A 19765-nucleotide genomic window follows, 5' to 3' on the forward strand; every position below is an offset into this window, starting at 1 on the left:
CCCGACGCGGATGCGTTCAAGAAGGTTTTTGTGAGGCTCACATATGGGAGCAAAATCGCCCGGTGTGAAGCACCCCGGGCGATATATCATCAGTTTATTATTCTGCCGCTGCGGCAGAAAGAAGCGTTACCTTGCCGCCAGCCTTTTCGATCTTCTCGACGGCAGACTTGGAAGCGCCTGCAACTTCGAGCGTGATCTTGGCCTTGAGATCGCCATCGGCGAGAACGCGAACGCCGTCCTTGGCGCGGCGGATGACGCCGGCGGCCTTCAGAGCAGCTGCATCAACGGTCGCCTTCGCGTCGAGCTTTCCGGCATCGACGGCAGCCTGGATGCGTGCCAGCGATACGACAACGTAGTCGGCTGCGAAGATGTTGTTGAAGCCGCGCTTCGGCAGGCGACGGTAGATGGGCATCTGACCGCCTTCGAAGCCGTTGATGGCGACACCCGAACGGGACTTCTGACCCTTTACACCGCGACCGCCGGTCTTGCCGGAGCCCGAGCCGATACCGCGGCCGAGGCGCTTGCGGCTGTGGGTAGAGCCTTCGTTATCCTTGATTTCATTGAGTTTCATGAGCGTTACTCCGGTCTCACTTCTCGTCGACAACGCGAACGAGATGCTGGACTGCACGGATCATCCCGCGAACAGCCGGAGTATCTTCCAGCGTGCGACGACGGTGCATCTTGTTCAGTCCGAGACCGATCAGCGTGCGCTGCTGGACGTCCGGACGGCGAATCGGGCTGCCGATCTGTTCGATCGTGACAGTCTTCGCTTCAGCCTTCTTGGTAGCCTTGGCCATTGGTCAGCTCCTCTTATTCTTCAGAGGCGTTGCCAGAAGCGGCACGGCGAGCCTGGAGCGTAGCATACTTGATGCCGCGCTGTGCTGCGATGTCCTTCGGGTGAACCTGGTGCTTCAGAGCGTCGAAGGTGGCGCGAACCATGTTGTAGGGGTTCGACGAACCGGTCGACTTGGCGACGACGTCGTGGACGCCGAGCGTTTCGAAAACGGCGCGCATCGGACCACCGGCGATGATACCGGTACCGACCTTGGCCGAGCGCAGCAGAACCTTGCCCGCGCCATGACGGCCATGAACGTCGTGATGCAGCGTACGGCCGTCACGCAGCGGTACGAAGATCATGTCGCGCTTTGCGCTTTCCGTAGCCTTGCGGATAGCTTCCGGCACTTCGCGCGCCTTGCCATGACCGAAGCCTACGCGGCCCTTCTGGTCGCCAACGACGACGAGAGCGGCGAAACCGAAGCGACGGCCACCCTTGACGACCTTTGCGACGCGGTTGATCGCGACCAGCTTGTCGACGAATTCGCTATCGCGCTCTTCACGGCTCTGGCGGTCTTCCCGCTGCGGCCTTCTTTCCTGTGCCATTGTCCTCTTCCTTTTTCTTTTCCGGGTGCAATCGGCAAACAAAACGAGGACCGCATCGGCTTCCCAGAGGGAACGATCTGCGGTCCGTGAAATCCGGCCGAGGCTTTTTGAAAGTCTCGGCCGGAAACTGATTAGAAGGTCAGACCGCCTTCGCGGGCTGCTTCTGCCAGGGCCTTGATACGGCCGTGATAGATGAAGGCGCCACGGTCAAATACGACCTCGGTGACGCCTGCCTTGGAGGCGCGCTCTGCAACCAGCTTGCCGACGAGGGCAGCTGCTGCGGTGTCGGCACCGGTCTTCAGAGAACCGCGCAGATCCTTGTCGAGGGTCGATGCCGCGGCAAGCGTCTTGCCGGCAACATCGTCGATGACCTGTGCGTAGATGTTCTTCGACGAGCGATGAACCGACAGGCGCGGACGGCCATTGGCCACCGACTTGAGATGACGGCGCACGCGGTTGGCGCGACGTGCAAGTGCTTCTTTCCTGCTAGCCATTTCGCGTGATCCTTACTTCTTCTTGCCTTCTTTGCGGACAATCCGCTCTTCGGCATACTTGACGCCCTTGCCCTTGTAGGGTTCCGGACCGCGGTATTCGCGGATTTCGGCGGCAACTTGACCGACCTGCTGCTTATTGATGCCGGTGACGACGATTTCCGTCGGCTTCGGCACAGCGATCGTGATGCCCTGCGGCGGCTCATAGACCACGTCGTGGCTGAAGCCGAGAGCCAGTTGCAGGTTCTTGCCCTGCATAGCGGCGCGGTAACCAACGCCGTTGATTTCGAGCTTGCGCTCGTAGCCGTCCTTGACGCCCTTGAAGATGTTTTCGATCATCGTGCGGGACATGCCCCACTTCGAACGAGCATCCTTCGTCTGGGAAAGCGGCATTACGACGACCGCATTGTTTTCGAGCTTGACGCTGATTTCATCATTCGCGACGAAAAACAGCTCGCCCTTCGGGCCCTTAGCGGAAACCTTCTGGCCATCGACCGTAGCCGTGATCCCAGCAGGCACCTGAACGGGCTTCTTACCGATACGAGACATGTTTCTATCCTGTCTGTTCGCTATGGAGACCCTGCCCTGTCTTAGAAGACCGAGCAGAGAACCTCGCCACCAACGTTCTGTTCGCGAGCCTGGTGATCGGCCATCACGCCCTTCGGGGTCGAAAGGATGGTGATGCCGAGGCCGTTCGCGACCTGCGGAATGGACTTGACCGAGACATAAACCCGGCGGCCCGGCTTGGACACACGGCCGATCTCGCGGATCACCGATGCGCCTTCATAGTACTTGAGTTCGATGTTGAGCTCGGACTTGCCGTTGCCGAAATCGACGACGGAGTAGCCACGGATGTAGCCTTCGGCCTGGAGCACATCGAGAACACGCGCACGGAGCTTGGAAGCAGGTGTCGAAACCGACGACTTGCGACGCGAAGCACCGTTGCGGATGCGGGTGAGCATATCGCCCAACGGATCAGTCATTGTCATCTAACCTGCTCCTTACCAGCTCGACTTGACGATGCCCGGCACCTTGCCGAGATTGCCCAGTTCGCGCAGCGCGATACGCGACATACGCAGTTTACGGTAATAAGCGCGCGGACGACCGGACACTTCGCAACGGTTGCGAATGCGGGTCTTCGATCCGTCGCGCGGCAGGGATGCCAGCTTGATCGAGGCCTTGAACCGCTCTTCGATCGGAAGAGCCTGGTTCATGATGATCGCCTTCAGAGCTGCACGCTTGGCAGCCTGGTTTGCGACCGTATTACGGCGGCGCTTGTTCTTTTCAACTGCGCTTGTCTTCGCCATGTCAGGTTCCTTTTCTACGCTCGTCGTTACGGTTAGTGACGGAACGGGAAGCTGAACTCCGTGAGGAGCGTGCGAGCTTCGTCGTCGGTCTTGGCCGTCGTGCAAACGATGATGTCCATGCCCCACATCTGATCAACCTTGTCGTAGTTGATTTCAGGGAACACAATGTGCTCCTTGATGCCCATGGCGAAGTTGCCACGGCCGTCAAAGCTCTTCGGGTTCAGGCCGCGGAAGTCGCGAACGCGCGGAAGCGCGATGTTGACCAGGCGATCCAGGAACTCGTACATGCGGGCGCCGCGCAGGGTTACCTTTGCGCCGATCGGCATGTTTTCGCGGACCTTGAAGCCTGCGATGGAGTTGCGTGCACGGGTGATGACCGGCTTCTGGCCAGCGATGGCAGCCAGGTCGGCAGCAGCAACGCTCGGCTTCTTCGAGTCAGCCGTGGCTTCGCCAACACCCATGTTGATTACGATCTTGTCGAGCTTCGGGATCATCATCTCGTTCGTGTAGGAGTACTTCTCCTGCAGCGCCTTGCGGATCCGCTCAACATATTCCTTCTTGAGCCGCGGCTCGTACTTTGCCTCAGCCATCGATCACATCTCCCGAACGCTTGGCCACGCGGACCTTCTTGCCGTCAACAACCTTGAAACCGACGCGGGTCGGCTTGCCGTCCTTGTCGACGATTGCGACGTTGGACAGGTGGACCGGAGCTTCCTTGGAAATGATACCGGCTTCCTGGGTCTGCGTCTGGCGCTGGTGGCGCTTCACGACGTTAACGCCGCGAACGACGGCGCGATCTTCCTTCGGCAGAACCTGGAGCACTTCGCCAGTGCGGCCCTTGTCCTTGCCTGCGAGCATGACGACCTTGTCGCCCTTACGAATCTTCTGCATCGTTCTCGCTCCTTACAGTACTTCGGGAGCCAGCGAGATGATCTTCATGTGGTTCTTAGCGCGCAGTTCGCGCGGAACCGGTCCGAAGATACGGGTGCCGATCGGCTCTTTCTTGTTGTCGATGAGGACTGCTGCGTTGGTGTCGAAGCGGATGACGGAGCCATCCGGACGACGGATGTCCTTGGCGGTGCGAACGACAACCGCCTTCATCACGTCACCCTTCTTCACACGGCCGCGCGGAATAGCTTCCTTGATCGAAACGACGATGACGTCGCCGATCGAGGCATACTTGCGCTTCGAGCCGCCCAGCACCTTGATGCACATGACACGACGTGCGCCGGAATTATCCGCCACGTCGAGGTTTGTTTGCATCTGAATCATATCAGGTCGCCTTCTTGTTCTTACCGGAATGGTTGGGCAAAGCCCCCTCTTCCGGCTTATGAAAAATGTCTGCCGGCCGCTCGTCACAAGGACAGCGAAAACACGGCAATAGCTTGAATAGCGCGGGGTAGATCGTTGCCAGGGTGGTTTCCCAAACGGGACCTTCCGTGCGCTCAAAGCAAAAGAACGCCCGGCATTCGAGCGTTCCGACGCTGCTTCATACAGAAATTTCCGCGAGACGCAAGGCCTCGCGCGAAATTCTTACTTCACCTGGGCGGAAACGACCGTCCAGCGCTTGTCCTTGGAGATCGGTGCGCACTCCTCGATGGAGACGATATCGCCGATCTTGTACTGGTTGTTTTCGTCGTGAGCCTTGTACTTCTTGGAGCGACGAACGGTCTTCTGCAGCAGCGGATGAGCGAAACGACGCTCAACACGAACTACGACAGTCTTCTCGTTCTTGTCACCAACCACGACGCCCTGCAGAATGCGCTTCGGCATGTTTTTCTTCCTTTAAGCCTTTGCTTCTGCCGCCTTCTGGCGGGCAATGGTTTTGACGCGTGCGATGTCCTTGCGGACTTCGTTGATGCGCGAGGACTTTTCCAGCTGGCCGGTTGCCTTCTGGAAGCGCAGGTTGAACTGCTCCTTCTTCAGGTCAGCAAGCTTGTCCTTGAGCTGGTCGGCCGTGAGGCCGCGTACTTCTTCGGCTTTCATCGTGCCTTCTCCTTACTCTGCGATGCGCTGAACGAAGCGCGTCTTGACCGAGAGCTTGGCCGAGCCGAGGCGGAGCGCTTCACGCGCGATTTCCTCGGAGACACCGTCGATCTCGAACATCATACGACCGGGCTTGACCTTGCATGCCCAGTATTCCACGGAACCCTTACCCTTACCCATACGGACTTCGGTAGGCTTTGCGGTTACCGGTACGTCCGGGAACACGCGGATCCAAACACGGCCGGCGCGCTTCATGTAACGCGTGATCGCGCGGCGGGCCGCTTCGATCTCACGTGCGTTAACGCGGTTCGGCTCCTGAGCCTTCAGGCCGAATTCGCCGAAGGCCAGGTCAGAACCGCCCTTGGCTACGCCCTTGATGCGGCCCTTGAACTGCTTGCGATACTTAGTACGCTTTGGCTGCAACATTTTCTAACTTCTCCGAGCTTATCTTTCGCCAGCGCTAATTACGCGTTGTCGCGTTCGCGGCGACGATCGCCACGGTCGCGTTCGCGGCTTGCCGGGCCCTGTGCGTCGCCTTCCAGCGCGCGGCGTTCGGAAGCCATCGGATCGTGCTCAAGGATTTCGCCCTTGAAGATCCAGACCTTGATGCCGCAGATACCGAATGCGGTTTCGGCTTCAGCCGTACCGTAGTCGATGTCAGCGCGCAGGGTGTGCAGCGGAACGCGGCCTTCGCGGTACCATTCCGTACGAGCGATTTCTGCACCGCCGAGACGGCCGGCGCAGGTGATCTTGATGCCTTCGGCGCCAAGACGCATCGCAGACTGAACGGCGCGCTTCATGGCGCGGCGGAAAGCCACGCGGCGCTCGAGCTGCTGGGCGATCGACTGAGCAACGAGCGTTGCGTCGATTTCCGGCTTGCGCACTTCAACGATGTTGAGGTGCGTTTCGGAGTTCGTCATTTCCGACAGCTTCTTGCGGAGCTTGTCGATGTCGGCGCCCTTACGGCCAATGATCAGGCCCGGACGGGCCGAGTGGATCGTGACGCGGCACTTCTTGTGCGGACGTTCGATGACCACCTTTGCGATACCAGCCTGCTTCAGTTCGCTCATGATGAACTTACGCATCTTCAGGTCTTCGTGCAGGAGCTGGCCGTACTCGGCATTGTCCGCAAACCAGCGGCTATCCCAGGTACGGTTGATGCCAAGACGGAAACCAATCGGATTGATTTTCTGACCCATTATGCGGCCTCCTCTTGTGCCTGCACTTCACGAACGACGATCGTCAGGTGAGCGAACGGACGTTCGATACGCGATGCGCGGCCGCGGCCGCGAGCGTGGAAGCGCTTCATGACGATCGACTTGCCGACATAGGCTTCGGCGACGACGAGGGCGTCGACGTCGAGGTCATGGTTGTTCTCGGCGTTGGCGATCGCAGATTCGAGCGTCTTCTTGACGGCGCCTGCGATGCGCTTGCGGGAGAATTCCAGCTCGGCGAGTGCACGATCGACCTTCTTGCCGCGGATAGCCGCGGCAACCAGGTTGAGCTTCTGTGGGCTGACGCGGAGCGTACGGGCGACTGCTTGCGCCTCGTTGTCCTTCAGCCGGCGTTCGGCTTTTGCCTTGCCCATTGTTACTTCCTCTTTGCCTTCTTGTCCGCGCCGTGACCGTAGTAGGTACGGGTCGGAGAGAATTCACCGAATTTGTGGCCGACCATGTCTTCGTTGACGCTGACCGGAACATGCTTGCTGCCGTTGTAGACGCCGAAGGTGAGACCGACGAACTGCGGCAGGATCGTGGAGCGACGGCTCCAGATCTTGATTACTTCTGCACGTCCGCCTTCACGAACCTTCTCAGCCTTCTTGAGAAGATAGCCGTCAACAAACGGACCTTTCCATACTGAACGAGCCATTGAGGACTTCCTCTCTTACTTCTTGCGCTGATGACGCGAACGCATAATGAACTTGTCGGTCGACTTGTTCGACCGGGTGCGCTTGCCCTTGGTCGGCTTGCCCCAAGGGGTCACCGGATGGCGACCACCAGAGGTACGGCCTTCACCACCACCGTGCGGGTGGTCGACAGGGTTCATGACGACACCGCGGTTGTGCGGACGCTTGCCGCGCCAAACGGTACGACCGGCCTTGCCGTCGTTGATGTTGGCATGATCGGGGTTGGAAACGGCACCGATTGAAGCAAGGCAGATGCCATTCACGAGGCGCTGTTCGCCAGAGTTCAGGCGAAGGATAGCCATACCTGCGTCACGGCCGACGAGCTGTGCGTAGGAACCGGCGGAGCGAGCGATCTGGCCACCCTTGCCCGGCTTCATTTCCACGTTATGGATGATGGAGCCGACCGGAATGTACTGCAGCGGCATCGTGTTGCCAGGCTTGACGTCGACAGCCTTGTCGGAAGCGATGACCTTGTCGCCGGCAGCAAGACGCTGCGGAGCAATGATGTAGGCCTGCTCGCCATCGGCATAGCTGATGAGCGCGATGAATGCCGTACGGTTCGGGTCGTATTCGATACGCTCGACCGTGCCTTCAACGTCGAACTTGCGACGCTTGAAGTCGACCAGACGGTAGCTGCGCTTGTGACCGCCGCCGATGAAGCGGGCAGTGATGCGGCCGAGGTTGTTACGGCCGCCGCTCTTGGTCAGACCTTCGGTCAGTGCCTTAACCGGCTTGCCCTTGTAGAGCGAGGAGCGATCAACGATGACCAGCTGACGCTGGCTCGGGGTCGTCGGATTGAAAGTTTTCAATGCCATCTTTTTATTCCTCAGAGACCGGTGGAGACGTCGATCGACTGGCCTTCAGCCAACGTCACGACAGCCTTCTTCACGTCCTGCTGCTTGCCGACAAAACCGCGGAAACGACGGGTCTTGCCCTTGCGCAGCAGGGTGTTGACGGCCGTGACCTTGACGCCGAAGAGCGCCTCGACTGCAGCCTTGATTTCCGGCTTCGTCGCCTTCTTGGCGACATTGAAAACAACCTGGTTGTTTTCCGATACCAGCGTGGACTTTTCGGTGATCGCAGGAGAAACGATCACATCGTAGTGGCGAAGATCGGTCACTTGAATCGCTCCTCTAGCGCTTCAACGGCAGCCTTGGAAAGCACGAGCTTGCCGCGGCGGACGATGTCGTAAACGTTGATGCCCTGGATCGGCAGAACATCCACGTTCGGGATGTTCTGGGCCGCGAGCTTGAAGTTGCCGTCGAGCTCGGCGCCGCCAATGAAGAGGGCGTTGGTCAGGCCCAGCGACGCGAATACGCCGGCGAGAGCCTTGGTCTTTGCTTCCTTGGCGACGAGATCATCGATGATGATCAGTTCGTCAGCCTTGATCTTGGCAGAAAGCGCGTGGCGCAGGCCGAGTGCGCGAACCTTCTTCGGAAGGTCGTGCTCGTGGCTGCGAGCGACCGGGCCGTGGGCCTTACCACCGCCGCGGAACTGCGGAGCGCGAGCCGAATGGTGACGAGCGCGGCCCGTACCCTTCTGCTTGTACATCTTGGCGCCGGTGCGCGAAACGTCCGCGCGGCCCTTTGCCTGGTGCGTGCCCTGCTGCTTCTTCGCAAGCTGCCAGCGAACTACGCGGGCAAGGATGTCTTCGCGGGGCTCGAGACCGAAAATCGCATCAGAAAGGGAAACCTTCCCAGCGTCTTTTCCCTCGAGGGTCTTGACGTTCAATTCCATTGGTCTGGCTCCCTTACTTCGCTGCCGACTTGACGGCGTCGCGCACGATGATCCAGGCACCCTTGGAACCGGGTACTGCACCCTTGATCAGGATCAGACCGCGATCTTCGTCGGTCGAAACCACTTCAAGGTTCTGCGTCGTCACGCGCGTCTGGCCCATGTGACCAGCCATCTTCTTGTTCTTGAAAACCTTGCCCGGATCCTGGCGCGAACCCGTCGAACCATGCGAGCGGTGCGAAACAGACACACCGTGCGTGGCGCGCAGACCGCCGAAGCCGTGGCGCTTCATGGCGCCGGCAAAGCCCTTACCGATCGTCGTGCCGGTGACATCGACGAGCTGACCAGCAGCAAAGTGACCAGCCTTGAGCTCAGTGCCAATGTCGAGCAGGTTGTCTTCCGAAACACGGAATTCCTGCAGCTTGGCCTTCGGCTCAACGTTTGCGACGGCGAAGTTGCCGCGCATGGCCTTGGACGTGTTCTTTACCTTGGCCTGGCCAGCACCGAGCTGAAGCGCGGTATAGCCATTCTTTTCTACGGTGCGCTGGGCTACGACCTGGCAGCCATCCAAACGCAGTACCGTTACCGGGACATGCTCGCCGGCGTCGTTGTAGACGCGGGTCATTCCCACCTTCTGTGCAATCACACCTGAACGCATCGGTTCAATCCTTCCAACTCAGCTCGAGCAAGCTCAGAGCTTGATCTCAACATCGACACCGGCGGCGAGATCGAGCTTCATCAGCGCGTCTACCGTCTGCGGGGTCGGGTCTACGATGTCGAGCAGGCGCTTATGCGTGCGCATCTCGAACTGTTCGCGGCTCTTCTTGTCGATGTGCGGGGACCGGTTGACCGTAAACTTCTCGATGCGGGTCGGAAGCGGAACGGGGCCCCGGACGCTTGCACCGGTGCGCTTCGCCGTCGACACGATCTCGCGCGTGGAAGCATCGAGAATCCGGTGATCGAACGCCTTCAGGCGAATGCGGATATTTTGGCCGTTCATTCGACGTTATCCTTGTGTTTGTTTTCCTCATGTCTCTCAACAAGACACGGGTTGTTCTTTCTTCCTAAGGCGGACCACCGGTTTCAAAGATCGAGAGGGCGCCGACAGCGGCGTCCCTATCCAGTCTTCAGGGCCTTTTAGCCCACCTTATTGGTTGTTGTAGTCGCCGCCTCGTTATCCAAAGCGGTACGCAAATCGCGCTCGCGCGCCATTTGCAACATTTCTGTGTAATAAGCAAGCGGCTTGCGCCGCTTGCATCATAATAATGTCATCGAATCGGCTGCCCGCCGGAGCAGCCGAAGGAATTATTCGACGATAGCAGCGACGATGCCTGCACCGACGGTGCGGCCGCCTTCGCGGATGGCGAAGCGAAGCTTTTCTTCCATCGCGATCGGAACGATCAGCTCGACGTCAACCGTGACGTTGTCGCCAGGCATGACCATTTCCGTGCCTTCCGGAAGCGTCACGATGCCGGTGACGTCCGTCGTGCGGAAGTAGAACTGCGGACGGTAGTTCGTGAAGAACGGCGTATGACGGCCGCCTTCTTCCTTCGTCAGGATATAGGCTTCGGCCTTGAACTTCTTGTGCGGCTTGACAGAGCCCGGCTTGCACAGAATCTGGCCACGCTCGACGCCGTCACGGTTCACACCGCGAACCAGAGCACCGATGTTGTCGCCAGCCTGGCCCTGGTCGAGCAGCTTGCGGAACATTTCAACGCCGGTCACCGTCGTCTTCGACGTCGGACGGATGCCGACGATCTCGACTTCTTCACCAACCTTGATGATGCCACGCTCGACACGGCCCGTCACAACCGTACCACGGCCGGAGATCGAGAACACGTCTTCGATCGGCATCAGGAACGGCTGGTCGATCGGACGCTCAGGCGTCGGGATGTAGGCGTCAACCTGAGCCATCAGCTCGCGGATCGCGTCTTCGCCGATCTTCTTGTCGCTGTCTTCAAGAGCTGCAAGGGCCGAACCCTTGACGACCGGGATGTCGTCGCCCGGGAAGTCGTAGGACGACAGGAGTTCGCGAACTTCCAGTTCGACGAGCTCGAGCAGTTCGGCGTCGTCAACCTGGTCGACCTTGTTGAGGAACACGACAATCGCCGGAACGCCAACCTGGCGGGCAAGCAGGATGTGCTCGCGCGTCTGCGGCATCGGGCCGTCAGCAGCCGAGCAAACCAGGATCGCGCCGTCCATCTGCGCCGCACCCGTGATCATGTTCTTCACATAGTCAGCGTGGCCGGGGCAGTCGACGTGCGCATAGTGACGGTTGGCCGTCTCATACTCGACGTGAGCCGTCGAAATGGTGATGCCGCGTGCCTTTTCTTCCGGCGCTGCGTCGATCTGGTCATACGCCTTGAATTCACCGAAGTACTTCGTGATCGCTGCCGTCAGAGACGTCTTGCCGTGGTCAACGTGGCCGATCGTGCCAATGTTGACGTGCGGCTTGTTGCGCTCAAACTTACTCTTTGCCATTTTCGGCTCTCCATTCTTTGGCCCCGAGGGGCGCTAATTCTTGTTGTCGGTCAATTGGTATTCCGGTCACTTCTGACCGGAATACTTTGCCTGGATTTCGGTCGCGACGTTCGACGGGACCGGCGCGTAGTGGTCGAAGGTCATCGTGTACTGTGCGCGGCCCTGCGACATGGAGCGCAGGTTATCGACGTACTTGAACATGTTCGCCAGCGGAACGTTGGCGCTGATGACGATCGCGATGCCGCGCTGTTCCTGACCCTGGATCTGACCACGGCGCGAGTTCAGGTCGCCGATAACGTCACCGACGTAATCTTCCGGGGTGACGACTTCGACCTTCATCATCGGCTCGAGGAGCTGAGCGCCGGCCTTCTTTGCCGCTTCACGGAAGCAAGCGCGGGCTGCGATTTCGAACGCCAGGACCGACGAGTCAACGTCGTGGAAGGCGCCGTCGACGAGCGTCGCCTTGACGCCGAGCATCGGGAAGCCAGCCAGCGGACCGGAGGACAGAACGCTTTCGATACCCTTCTGAACGCCCGGGATGTATTCCTTCGGAACAGCACCACCGACGATCTTGGATTCGAACTTGAAATCTTCGCCATCCGGGTTCGGTTCGAAGATGATCTTGACGCGCGCGAACTGGCCGGTACCGCCGGTCTGCTTCTTGTGCGTGTAGTCTTCTTCGGTCTGGCGCGTGATGGTTTCGCGGTAAGCAACCTGCGGCGCACCGACGTTTGCTTCAACCTTGAACTCACGACGCATGCGGTCGACGATGATGTCGAGATGCAGTTCGCCCATGCCGGCGATGATCGTCTGACCTGATTCCTGGTCCGTCTTCACGCGGAAGGACGGATCTTCGGCTGCCAAGCGGTTGAGCGCGAGGCCCATCTTTTCCTGGTCGCCCTTGGACTTCGGCTCGATAGCGATCTGGATGACCGGCTCCGGGAACTCCATGCGCTCGAGGATAACCGGCTTCAGCGGGTCGCACAGCGTGTCACCCGTAGTGGTTTCCTTGAGGCCTGCGAGAGCAACGATGTCGCCTGCAAAGGCTTCTTCGATATCTTCACGCGAGTTGGAGTGCATCTGCAGCATGCGGCCGACACGCTCACGCTTGTCCTTGACAGTGTTCAGAACGGAAACGCCCTTTTCGAGCTTGCCCGAATAGATGCGGGCGAAGGTCAGCGAACCGACGAAGGGGTCGTTCATGATCTTGAACGCGAGCATGGAGAGCGGCTCGGAGTCATCTGCATGACGCTCGATTTCGGCTTCGGTCTTGAAGTCGATGCCCTTGATCGCGGGAATGTCGAGCGGCGATGGCAGGTAGTCGACAACGGCGTCGAGCAGCGGCTGAACGCCCTTGTTCTTGAAGGCGGTGCCGCAGAACATCGGATGGAACTTGACGTCGATCGTGCCGCGACGAACGAGTTCGCGGATCTTGTCGTTGTCCGGCATGACACCTTCGAGGTAGGCTTCCATCGCAGCTTCATCGATTTCGACAACCGTCTCGATCAGCTTTTCGCGATATTCTTCAGCCTTGGCCTTCAGGTCGTCCGGGATCTCAACGACGTCCCACTGGGCGCCGAGAGATTCGTCGCGCCAGATCAGAGCGTTCATCTCGACCAGATCGACAACGCCCTTGAAGTCGCTTTCAGCGCCGATCGGCAGCTGCATGACGACGGCGGTGGCGCCGAGACGGGTCTTGATCATTTCGACAGAGCGGTAGAAGTCCGCACCGGTCTTGTCCATCTTGTTGCAGAAGATCATGCGCGGAACATGATACTTCTCAGCCTGGCGCCAGACGGTTTCGGTCTGCGGCTCAACACCAGCGTTGGCATCGAGCAACGCGATGGCGCCGTCGAGAACGCGCAGCGAACGCTCGACTTCGATGGTGAAGTCGACGTGGCCGGGGGTGTCGATGATGTTGAAGCGGCGGGTCTTGCCGTCACGGCCCTTCCAGAAGGTCGTGGTCGCAGCGGACGTAATCGTGATGCCGCGTTCCTGCTCCTGCTCCATCCAGTCCATCGTGGCTGCGCCATCGTGGACTTCACCGATCTTGTGCGACTTGCCGGTGTAGTAAAGGATACGCTCGGTCGTCGTGGTCTTGCCGGCGTCGATGTGCGCCATGATACCGAAATTGCGGTAGTCTTCGATCTTATATTCGCGAGCCATAATGGACTGCCTTTCGATATCGTTCGGGATTACCAGCGATAATGCGAGAACGCGCGGTTGGCGTCTGCCATCTTGTGCGTGTCTTCGCGCTTCTTAACCGCGGAACCGCGATTGTTGGATGCGTCGAGAAGTTCGCCCGAAAGACGATCGATCATGGTGGTTTCATTGCGCTTGCGAGCGGCAGCGATCAGCCAGCGAATAGCAAGAGCCTGACGGCGCTCCGGACGAACGTCGACCGGAACCTGATAGGTCGCACCACCGACGCGGCGCGAACGGACTTCTACGTGCGGAGCAATGTTGTCGAGCGCGGAATGGAAAACCGTCAGCGGTTCCTGCTTCGACTTGTTCTGCACGGAGTCAAATGCGCCGTATACGATGCTTTCAGCGACAGACTTCTTGCCGTCCAGCATGATGGCATTCATGAACTTCGTAACAACGAGGTCACCGAACTTCGGGTCCGGATTGATCTCGCGCTTTTCTGCTTTATGACGTCGGGACATACTTCTCGTCTCTTCAACTGTTAAGGCGCTCTACCACGCGGAGGACCTCGCGCAGCGCCGGGATTTCACGTTCAAGCCTATCCGGGCGGTATCGCCCGGGGCGAAATTACTTCGGACGCTTCGCACCGTACTTGGAACGGCGCTGCTTGCGGTTCTTGACACCCTGGGTATCGAGAACGCCGCGGATGATGTGGTAACGGACACCCGGAAGGTCCTTGACGCGGCCGCCACGGATCATAACGACGGAGTGTTCCTGAAGGTTATGACCTTCGCCGGGAATGTAACCAATGACTTCGAAGCCATTGGTCAGGCGGATCTTTGCGACCTTACGCAGAGCCGAGTTCGGCTTTTTCGGCGTCGTGGTATAAACGCGGGTGCAAACACCGCGCTTCTGCGGGTTCTCCTGGAGAGCGGGAACCTTATTACGCTTTACGTTCGCCTGACGAGGCTTGCGGATCAGCTGGTTTACGGTAGGCATTCAACCATCCCTTACGTTTGTCTCAGTACCCTTGCGGGCTCGAACTTCGCCGTTTCCGGCATTGCCACACATATTTTCCCTCAATGCGCAAAATATGGCCCGATCCGCTTCCGCAGATGGACCACATAGAGCAGAGGACGCAAAAGGTGCGTCATGCGTGCAGCATCATGACTTCAACGTGCGTTTAGAACCTTGTTTGAGGCGATCTTCAGGGCGCGTCGCCCCGAACAGCCAAACCTCACATGGGATCCGATGGCGGGCGTACTACTGGTTTCCGCCCTGCTCGTCAAGGCCGGTTAAGAAATAATCTCCGGCACCAAGGCGCCAGAAGCCCTGGAAACGCGTTGTTTCGAGGCTCTCTAGTTGGATTGAGGCCGCCCGGCAAGATAAACTTGGGCATTGCGGCAAAAACAGATAGGAATCGGTGACTGCAGATATCAAGCCCCTATATGGATTCTGCATAGTGCGATTCTCAGAGAGCCGAAGGACAATAGGATGATCGGGACACCGGATAACGATAACAATTTCGACGGGCCGATGATCTTCATCATCATCGGTAAAGGCTACGAATCCGATACGAGCGAGGGTGTGGATCTGCACGTCATGTTGAAGGCCCCCGATGATGACAGCGCTGTGCGCGAGGCCTTGAACGCACTCGCCGAAGAGGGCTTCATCGAAGCCGATCTCGACCAGATCGGCATGCTGACCGAAGTGCCCTCCGAAGAACCGCATGCCTCAGCCTATCAGGGTGCACTCGAAGGCGAAGTCTCGATCATCCGCTTCAGTTAAGCCTGTATATAAAGAAGGGGGCCTGCGCACCGGCGCGGGGCCTCGCCCTCCTGCCCTCACCCCTCCATTCTGGTCGACATCAATGAGGGCGGCGAGCCCTTCATCTGCCTCGGCTATTTCGTCCCGACCACCATTGGGGCCATGCCACACAACTGCCTGACGTCCCACTCTCAGTGACATTCCCGGATAAGGAAAAGCCGCCCGGATTTCTCCGGACGGCTTCGTATGTCGAAATGCAGGGCTGCCTGTTATTCGGCAGCCGGGGCGTTTTCGTTTGCCATATCCTGCAACATCGGGGTTGCGGCGCCTGCACCCGAGCCCTTGCGGCGCTCTTCCAGGATTAGGTCGTCGCGAGCCGTCGCGATGCGGCGGATCTGGGTCATGGTGCCACCGGTACCGGCCGGGATCAGGCGGCCAACGATGACGTTTTCCTTCAGGCCCTGCAGGCCGTCGGTCTTGCCGGCGATCGCAGCTTCCGTCAGCACCTTGGTCGTTTCCTGGAAGGAAGCGGCCGAGATGAAGGACGGGGTCTGCAGCGATGCCTTGGTGATGCCGAGCAGAACCGGCTCGCCACGGGCAGGCTTCTTGCCTTCCTCGATGAGCTGGTCGTTGACGTCTTCCAGTTCGATGCGGTCGACATTGTCGCCGACGATATAAGTCGAGTCGCCTGCATCGGTGATTTCCACCTTCTGCAGCATCTGACGGACAATCACTTCGATGTGCTTGTCGTTGATGACAACGCCCTGGAGACGATAGACTTCCTGGATTTCGTTGACGAGGTAGGAAGCCAATGCTTCCACGCCCTTGATCGCCAGGATGTCGTGCGGAGCCGGGTTACCGTCGAGGATGTAATCACCCTTTTCGATATAGTCGCCGTCCTGAAGATGGAAGGGCTTGCCCTTCGGGATCAGGTACTCGACAGGCTCGACACCGTCTTCTGCCGGCTCGATGATGACGCGGCGCTTGTTCTTATAGTCGCGACCGAGGCGGATCGTACCATCGATCTCAGCGATGATGGCATGGTCCTTCGGACGACGGGCTTCGAACAGCTCTGCGACGCGCGGCAGACCACCGGTGATGTCCTTGGTCTTGGCGCTTTCCAGCGGAGAACGGGCAAGAACGTCACCCTGCGAGACCTTCTGGCCCGGCTCGACGGAGAGGATCGCATCGACCGAGAGCAGGAAGCGGGCTTCACCACCGCGGGACAGCTTCGCGACATTGCCGCTGGCATCCTTGATGACGATTGCCGGCTTCAGATCCGAACCGCGCGGGGTCGAGCGCCAGTCGATAACCTGACGCTTGGTGATGCCAGTGGATTCGTCGGTCGCTTCGAGAACCGAGAGACCGTCGATGACGTCTTCGAACTGAACCGTACCGGCCACTTCCGTCATCATCGGACGGGTGTAAGGATCCCACTCCGCCAGACGCTGACCGCGCTTGACCTTGTCGCCTTCGTCGACATGCAGCTTCGAACCGTAGGCGACACGCTGCGAAGAGCGTTCCACGCCACGCTCGTCCAGGATCTGGACGGTCATGTTGCGGCCCATGGCAACGAGGCTGCCTTCGGAGTTGCGCAATACGTTGCGGTTCTTGATCTGCACCGTACCTTCGTACGAGGCTTCCAGGAATGACTGGTCGACCACGGTTGCCGTACCACCAAGGTGGAACGTACGCATGGTAAGCTGCGTGCCCGGTTCGCCGATCGACTGAGCGGCGATAACGCCAACAGCTTCACCCATGTTGACCGGCGTACCGCGAGCAAGGTCGCGGCCGTAGCAGACCGAGCAAACGCCCGTCTGGATTTCGCAGGTCAGTGCCGAACGAATGCGGATCGACTGGATACCAGCCTTCTCGATCTCGGCGACATCGGGCTCGAGGATCATCTTGCCGGCATCGACGATACGTTCGCCGGTGACCGGATGGTCGATGTTGTCGAGAGCCGTACGGCCGAGGATGCGAGCGCCGAGCGAAGCAACGACCTGACCGGCATCGACGATGGCGGTCATGGTGAGGCCGGATTCGGTACCGCAATCGATGTGCGTGACGATGCAGTCCTGCGCGACGTCCACGAGACGGCGAGTCAGGTAACCGGAGTTTGCAGTCTTCAAGGCGGTGTCTGCCAGACCCTTACGGGCGCCGTGCGTCGAGTTGAAGTACTCGTTGACGGTCAGGCCTTCCTTGAAGTTCGAGATGATCGGCGTCTCGATGATTTCACCCGACGGCTTGGCCATGAGGCCGCGCATACCGCCCAGCTGACGCATCTGGTTCGGAGAACCACGCGCACCCGAGTGCGACATCATATAGATGGCGTTCATCGGCTTCTGGCGACCAGTCTTATCGTCGAACTCGACGGCCTTAATGCGGGCCATCATGTCTTCGGCGACCTTCTCCGTGGCCTTGCCCCAAGCGTCAACGACCTTGTTGTACTTTTCGCCCTGGGTGATCAGACCGTCGTTGTACTGCTGCTCGTATTCCTTCACCAGGTTTTCGGTGTCGGCAACGATCTTCGCCTTCGTTTCCGGAATGACCATGTCGTCCTTGCCGAACGAAATGCCGGCGCGGCAGGCATGGGTGAAACCGAGCTGCATGATGCGGTCGCAGAAGATGACCGTGTCCTTCTGGCCGCAGTGACGATAGACCGTGTCGATCATCCTGGAAATGTTCTTCTTAGTCATTTCCTGGTTGCAGATGTCGAAGGTCACCTTGCCATTCTTCGGCAGAAGTTCGCCGATGAGCAGGCGGCCCGGCGTCGTCTCATAGATCTTCGAGTAGGGCTTGCCGTCCTCACCGATCGACTTGAAGCGGCCGCGGATCTTGGTATGCAGCGTGACGACCTTGTTTTCGAGCGCATGATGCAACTCGCCGAGGTCTGAGAAGGCCATGCCTTCGCCCGGCTCGTTCTGGTTCACGATCGAGAGGTAGTAGAGGCCGAGAACCATGTCCTGCGACGGGACGATGATCGGCGCGCCGTTTGCCGGGTGCAGGATGTTGTTGGTCGACATCATCAGGACGCGGGCTTCGAGCTGGGCTTCGAGCGACAGCGGCACGTGAACGGCCATCTGGTCACCGTCGAAGTCGGCGTTGAAGGCGGTGCAGACGAGCGGGTGCAGCTGGATAGCCTTGCCTTCGACCAGGATGGGTTCGAAGGCCTGGATGCCTAGGCGGTGCAGCGTCGGCGCACGGTTCAGCAGAACCGGATGCTCGCGGATGACCTCGTCGAGGATATCCCAGACTTCTGGCTTTTCCTTTTCAACCAGCTTCTTGGCCTGCTTGACGGTCGAGGAGTAACCCTTGGCGTCGAGGCGGGCGTAGATAAACGGCTTGAAGAGCTCGAGCGCCATCTTCTTCGGCAGACCGCACTGATGCAGCTTCAGTTCCGGACCGGTCACGATGACCGAACGGCCGGAATAATCGACGCGCTTACCGAGCAGGTTCTGACGGAAGCGGCCCTGCTTGCCCTTGAGCATGTCGGACAGCGACTTCAGCGGACGCTTGTTGGCGCCGGTGATGACGCGACCACGACGGCCGTTGTCGAAGAGCGCATCGACAGATTCCTGCAGCATGCGCTTTTCGTTACGGATGATGATGCCCGGTGCGCGCAGTTCGATGAGGCGCTTCAGACGATTGTTACGGTTGATGACACGACGATAGAGATCGTTCAGATCAGACGTCGCGAAACGACCGCCGTCCAGCGGAACGAGCGGACGCAGATCCGGTGGGATCACCGGAACGACCTTCATGATCATCCATTCCGGACGATTGCCGGATTCCATGAAGTTCTCGACGATCTTCAGACGCTTCATCAGCTTCTTCTGCTTGAGATCCGACGTGGTGTCGGCAAGCTCGGAGCGCAAATCGCCAGCGATCTTTTCGAGATTCATCGATGCCAGCATCTCGTAGATGGCTTCCGCACCGATCATGGCCGTGAACTGGTCTTCACCATATTCGTCGACGGCGAGCATGTACTCTTCTTCCGTCAGGAGCTGGTGCTCCTTGAGAGCGGTGAGACCCGGCTCAGTGACGATGTAATGTTCGAAGTAGAGGACGCGCTCGACATCCTTCAGCGTCATGTCGAGCAGCGTGGAAATGCGTGATGGCAGCGACTTCAGGAACCAAATGTGGGCAACGGGAGCGGCGAGCTCGATATGGCCCATGCGCTCACGGCGAACGCGCGACAGCGTAACTTCGACGCCGCACTTTTCGCAGATGATGCCCTTGTACTTCATGCGCTTGTACTTGCCGCACAAGCACTCATAGTCCTTGATCGGTCCGAAGATGCGCGCGCAGAAGAGACCGTCGCGTTCCGGCTTGAACGTACGGTAGTTGATGGTTTCCGGCTTCTTGATCTCGCCGTAAGACCAGGAAAGAATCTTCTCCGGAGAAGCGATCGAAATCCGGATGGAATCGAAGTTCTGTGCAGGCACCTGCGGATTGAAAAGATTCATGACCTCTTGGTTCATGCCTGTCTCCTTCATGGGCGAAAGCGCCCTTAGCTTGCGAGGTTGGCGGCAAATTCCCGGGAGCCGCGCCATCGCTTAAACGACAAT

Annotated in this window: 27 protein-coding genes; 1 reads left to right on the forward strand and 26 read right to left on the reverse strand. The window is 59.1% G+C overall.

Annotation, left to right across the window (positions count from 1 at the left end):
- Nucleotides 1-97 precede the first annotated feature (97 nt).
- From rplO to rpsL, 25 genes are all read right to left on the reverse strand, one after another.
- The gene (gene rplO / locus FHX08_RS09330) at nt 98-571 is read right to left on the reverse strand and encodes a 50S ribosomal protein L15 (protein ID WP_132651245.1); all 474 of its coding nucleotides are present in this window, start codon (nt 569-571) and stop codon (nt 98-100) included.
- A gap of 16 nt (nt 572-587) precedes the next feature.
- Nucleotides 588-797, reverse strand: a complete 210-nt coding sequence (rpmD, locus tag FHX08_RS09335; protein ID WP_007812887.1) for a 50S ribosomal protein L30 — start codon at nt 795-797, stop codon at nt 588-590.
- 13 nt (nt 798-810) lie between these two features.
- Nucleotides 811-1380, reverse strand: coding sequence for a 30S ribosomal protein S5 (gene rpsE, locus FHX08_RS09340; RefSeq protein ID WP_112572295.1), 570 nt, complete (start codon nt 1378-1380; stop codon nt 811-813).
- Between the two features lie 131 nt (nt 1381-1511).
- Complete coding sequence (gene rplR, locus FHX08_RS09345) at nt 1512-1874, reverse strand: 50S ribosomal protein L18 (protein WP_132651244.1); 363 nt, start codon at nt 1872-1874, stop codon at nt 1512-1514.
- Nucleotides 1875-1886: 12 nt separating this feature from the next.
- Nucleotides 1887-2420, reverse strand: a complete 534-nt coding sequence (rplF, locus tag FHX08_RS09350; protein WP_132651243.1) for a 50S ribosomal protein L6 — start codon at nt 2418-2420, stop codon at nt 1887-1889.
- 41 nt (nt 2421-2461) lie between these two features.
- Nucleotides 2462-2860 (reverse strand): 30S ribosomal protein S8, encoded by a 399-nt coding sequence (rpsH, locus tag FHX08_RS09355; protein ID WP_112572299.1) that lies wholly within the window; start codon nt 2858-2860, stop codon nt 2462-2464.
- 12 nt (nt 2861-2872) lie between these two features.
- The gene (gene rpsN / locus FHX08_RS09360) at nt 2873-3178 is read right to left on the reverse strand and encodes a 30S ribosomal protein S14 (protein ID WP_018115514.1); all 306 of its coding nucleotides are present in this window, start codon (nt 3176-3178) and stop codon (nt 2873-2875) included.
- Nucleotides 3179-3210: 32 nt separating this feature from the next.
- Complete coding sequence (gene rplE, locus FHX08_RS09365) at nt 3211-3768, reverse strand: 50S ribosomal protein L5 (RefSeq protein WP_132651242.1); 558 nt, start codon at nt 3766-3768, stop codon at nt 3211-3213.
- The gene (gene rplX / locus FHX08_RS09370) at nt 3761-4069 is read right to left on the reverse strand and encodes a 50S ribosomal protein L24 (RefSeq protein WP_132651241.1); all 309 of its coding nucleotides are present in this window, start codon (nt 4067-4069) and stop codon (nt 3761-3763) included. The genes rplE and rplX overlap by 8 nt, the downstream gene beginning before the upstream one ends.
- Before the next feature lie 12 nt (nt 4070-4081).
- Nucleotides 4082-4450: a 50S ribosomal protein L14 gene (gene rplN, locus FHX08_RS09375; RefSeq protein WP_003573790.1), complete on the reverse strand. Its 369-nt coding sequence runs from the start codon at nt 4448-4450 to the stop codon at nt 4082-4084.
- A gap of 261 nt (nt 4451-4711) precedes the next feature.
- Nucleotides 4712-4951 carry a 30S ribosomal protein S17 gene (rpsQ, locus tag FHX08_RS09380; protein WP_132651240.1) on the reverse strand — a complete coding sequence of 80 codons (240 nt, stop codon included), beginning with the start codon at nt 4949-4951 and terminating at the stop codon, nt 4712-4714.
- A gap of 12 nt (nt 4952-4963) precedes the next feature.
- A complete protein-coding gene (gene rpmC, locus FHX08_RS09385) occupies nt 4964-5164 on the reverse strand; it encodes a 50S ribosomal protein L29 (RefSeq protein ID WP_007531673.1) in 201 nt (66 codons plus the stop codon).
- Nucleotides 5165-5176: 12 nt separating this feature from the next.
- Nucleotides 5177-5590 carry a 50S ribosomal protein L16 gene (gene rplP, locus FHX08_RS09390; protein WP_003573792.1) on the reverse strand — a complete coding sequence of 138 codons (414 nt, stop codon included), beginning with the start codon at nt 5588-5590 and terminating at the stop codon, nt 5177-5179.
- A gap of 38 nt (nt 5591-5628) precedes the next feature.
- Nucleotides 5629-6363, reverse strand: coding sequence for a 30S ribosomal protein S3 (gene rpsC, locus FHX08_RS09395; RefSeq protein WP_132651239.1), 735 nt, complete (start codon nt 6361-6363; stop codon nt 5629-5631).
- A complete protein-coding gene (rplV, locus tag FHX08_RS09400; protein ID WP_112572307.1) occupies nt 6363-6752 on the reverse strand; it encodes a 50S ribosomal protein L22 in 390 nt (129 codons plus the stop codon). The genes rpsC and rplV overlap by 1 nt, the downstream gene beginning before the upstream one ends.
- A 2-nt stretch (nt 6753-6754) precedes the next feature.
- Nucleotides 6755-7033 carry a 30S ribosomal protein S19 gene (rpsS, locus tag FHX08_RS09405; protein WP_007531666.1) on the reverse strand — a complete coding sequence of 93 codons (279 nt, stop codon included), beginning with the start codon at nt 7031-7033 and terminating at the stop codon, nt 6755-6757.
- A 15-nt stretch (nt 7034-7048) separates the two neighbouring features.
- Complete coding sequence (gene rplB / locus FHX08_RS09410) at nt 7049-7885, reverse strand: 50S ribosomal protein L2 (RefSeq protein WP_132651238.1); 837 nt, start codon at nt 7883-7885, stop codon at nt 7049-7051.
- A gap of 11 nt (nt 7886-7896) precedes the next feature.
- Entirely contained in the window at nt 7897-8190 is a 294-nt protein-coding gene (locus FHX08_RS09415) for a 50S ribosomal protein L23 (RefSeq protein WP_132651237.1), read from the reverse strand.
- Nucleotides 8187-8807: a 50S ribosomal protein L4 gene (rplD, locus tag FHX08_RS09420; RefSeq protein ID WP_132651236.1), complete on the reverse strand. Its 621-nt coding sequence runs from the start codon at nt 8805-8807 to the stop codon at nt 8187-8189. Before rplD ends, FHX08_RS09415 begins: the two co-directional genes overlap by 4 nt.
- A gap of 13 nt (nt 8808-8820) precedes the next feature.
- A complete protein-coding gene (rplC, locus tag FHX08_RS09425; RefSeq protein WP_132651235.1) occupies nt 8821-9462 on the reverse strand; it encodes a 50S ribosomal protein L3 in 642 nt (213 codons plus the stop codon).
- Between the two features lie 33 nt (nt 9463-9495).
- The gene (gene rpsJ / locus FHX08_RS09430) at nt 9496-9804 is read right to left on the reverse strand and encodes a 30S ribosomal protein S10 (RefSeq protein WP_003547547.1); all 309 of its coding nucleotides are present in this window, start codon (nt 9802-9804) and stop codon (nt 9496-9498) included.
- A 305-nt stretch (nt 9805-10109) separates the two neighbouring features.
- Nucleotides 10110-11285 carry an elongation factor Tu gene (gene tuf / locus FHX08_RS09435; RefSeq protein WP_112706399.1) on the reverse strand — a complete coding sequence of 392 codons (1176 nt, stop codon included), beginning with the start codon at nt 11283-11285 and terminating at the stop codon, nt 10110-10112.
- A 66-nt stretch (nt 11286-11351) separates the two neighbouring features.
- Nucleotides 11352-13451 carry an elongation factor G gene (gene fusA / locus FHX08_RS09440; protein ID WP_132651234.1) on the reverse strand — a complete coding sequence of 700 codons (2100 nt, stop codon included), beginning with the start codon at nt 13449-13451 and terminating at the stop codon, nt 11352-11354.
- 29 nt (nt 13452-13480) lie between these two features.
- Nucleotides 13481-13951 carry a 30S ribosomal protein S7 gene (gene rpsG, locus FHX08_RS09445; protein ID WP_112571934.1) on the reverse strand — a complete coding sequence of 157 codons (471 nt, stop codon included), beginning with the start codon at nt 13949-13951 and terminating at the stop codon, nt 13481-13483.
- Between the two features lie 106 nt (nt 13952-14057).
- A complete protein-coding gene (gene rpsL, locus FHX08_RS09450) occupies nt 14058-14429 on the reverse strand; it encodes a 30S ribosomal protein S12 (RefSeq protein WP_003547537.1) in 372 nt (123 codons plus the stop codon).
- A 495-nt stretch (nt 14430-14924) separates the two neighbouring features.
- Between rpsL and FHX08_RS09455 the strand changes: the two genes are divergently transcribed.
- Nucleotides 14925-15218 carry a transcriptional regulator gene (locus tag FHX08_RS09455; protein WP_132651233.1) on the forward strand — a complete coding sequence of 98 codons (294 nt, stop codon included), beginning with the start codon at nt 14925-14927 and terminating at the stop codon, nt 15216-15218.
- 248 nt (nt 15219-15466) lie between these two features.
- Here FHX08_RS09455 and rpoC read toward each other — a convergent pair whose 3' ends face one another.
- On the reverse strand, nt 15467-19678 hold the full coding sequence (gene rpoC, locus FHX08_RS09460; RefSeq protein WP_132651232.1) for a DNA-directed RNA polymerase subunit beta': 4212 nt from the start codon (nt 19676-19678) through the stop codon (nt 15467-15469).
- Between the last annotated feature and the right edge of the window lie 87 nt (nt 19679-19765).

The organism is Rhizobium sp. BK529 (genome assembly GCF_014194105.1).
Lineage (GTDB): Bacteria > Pseudomonadota > Alphaproteobacteria > Rhizobiales > Rhizobiaceae > Rhizobium.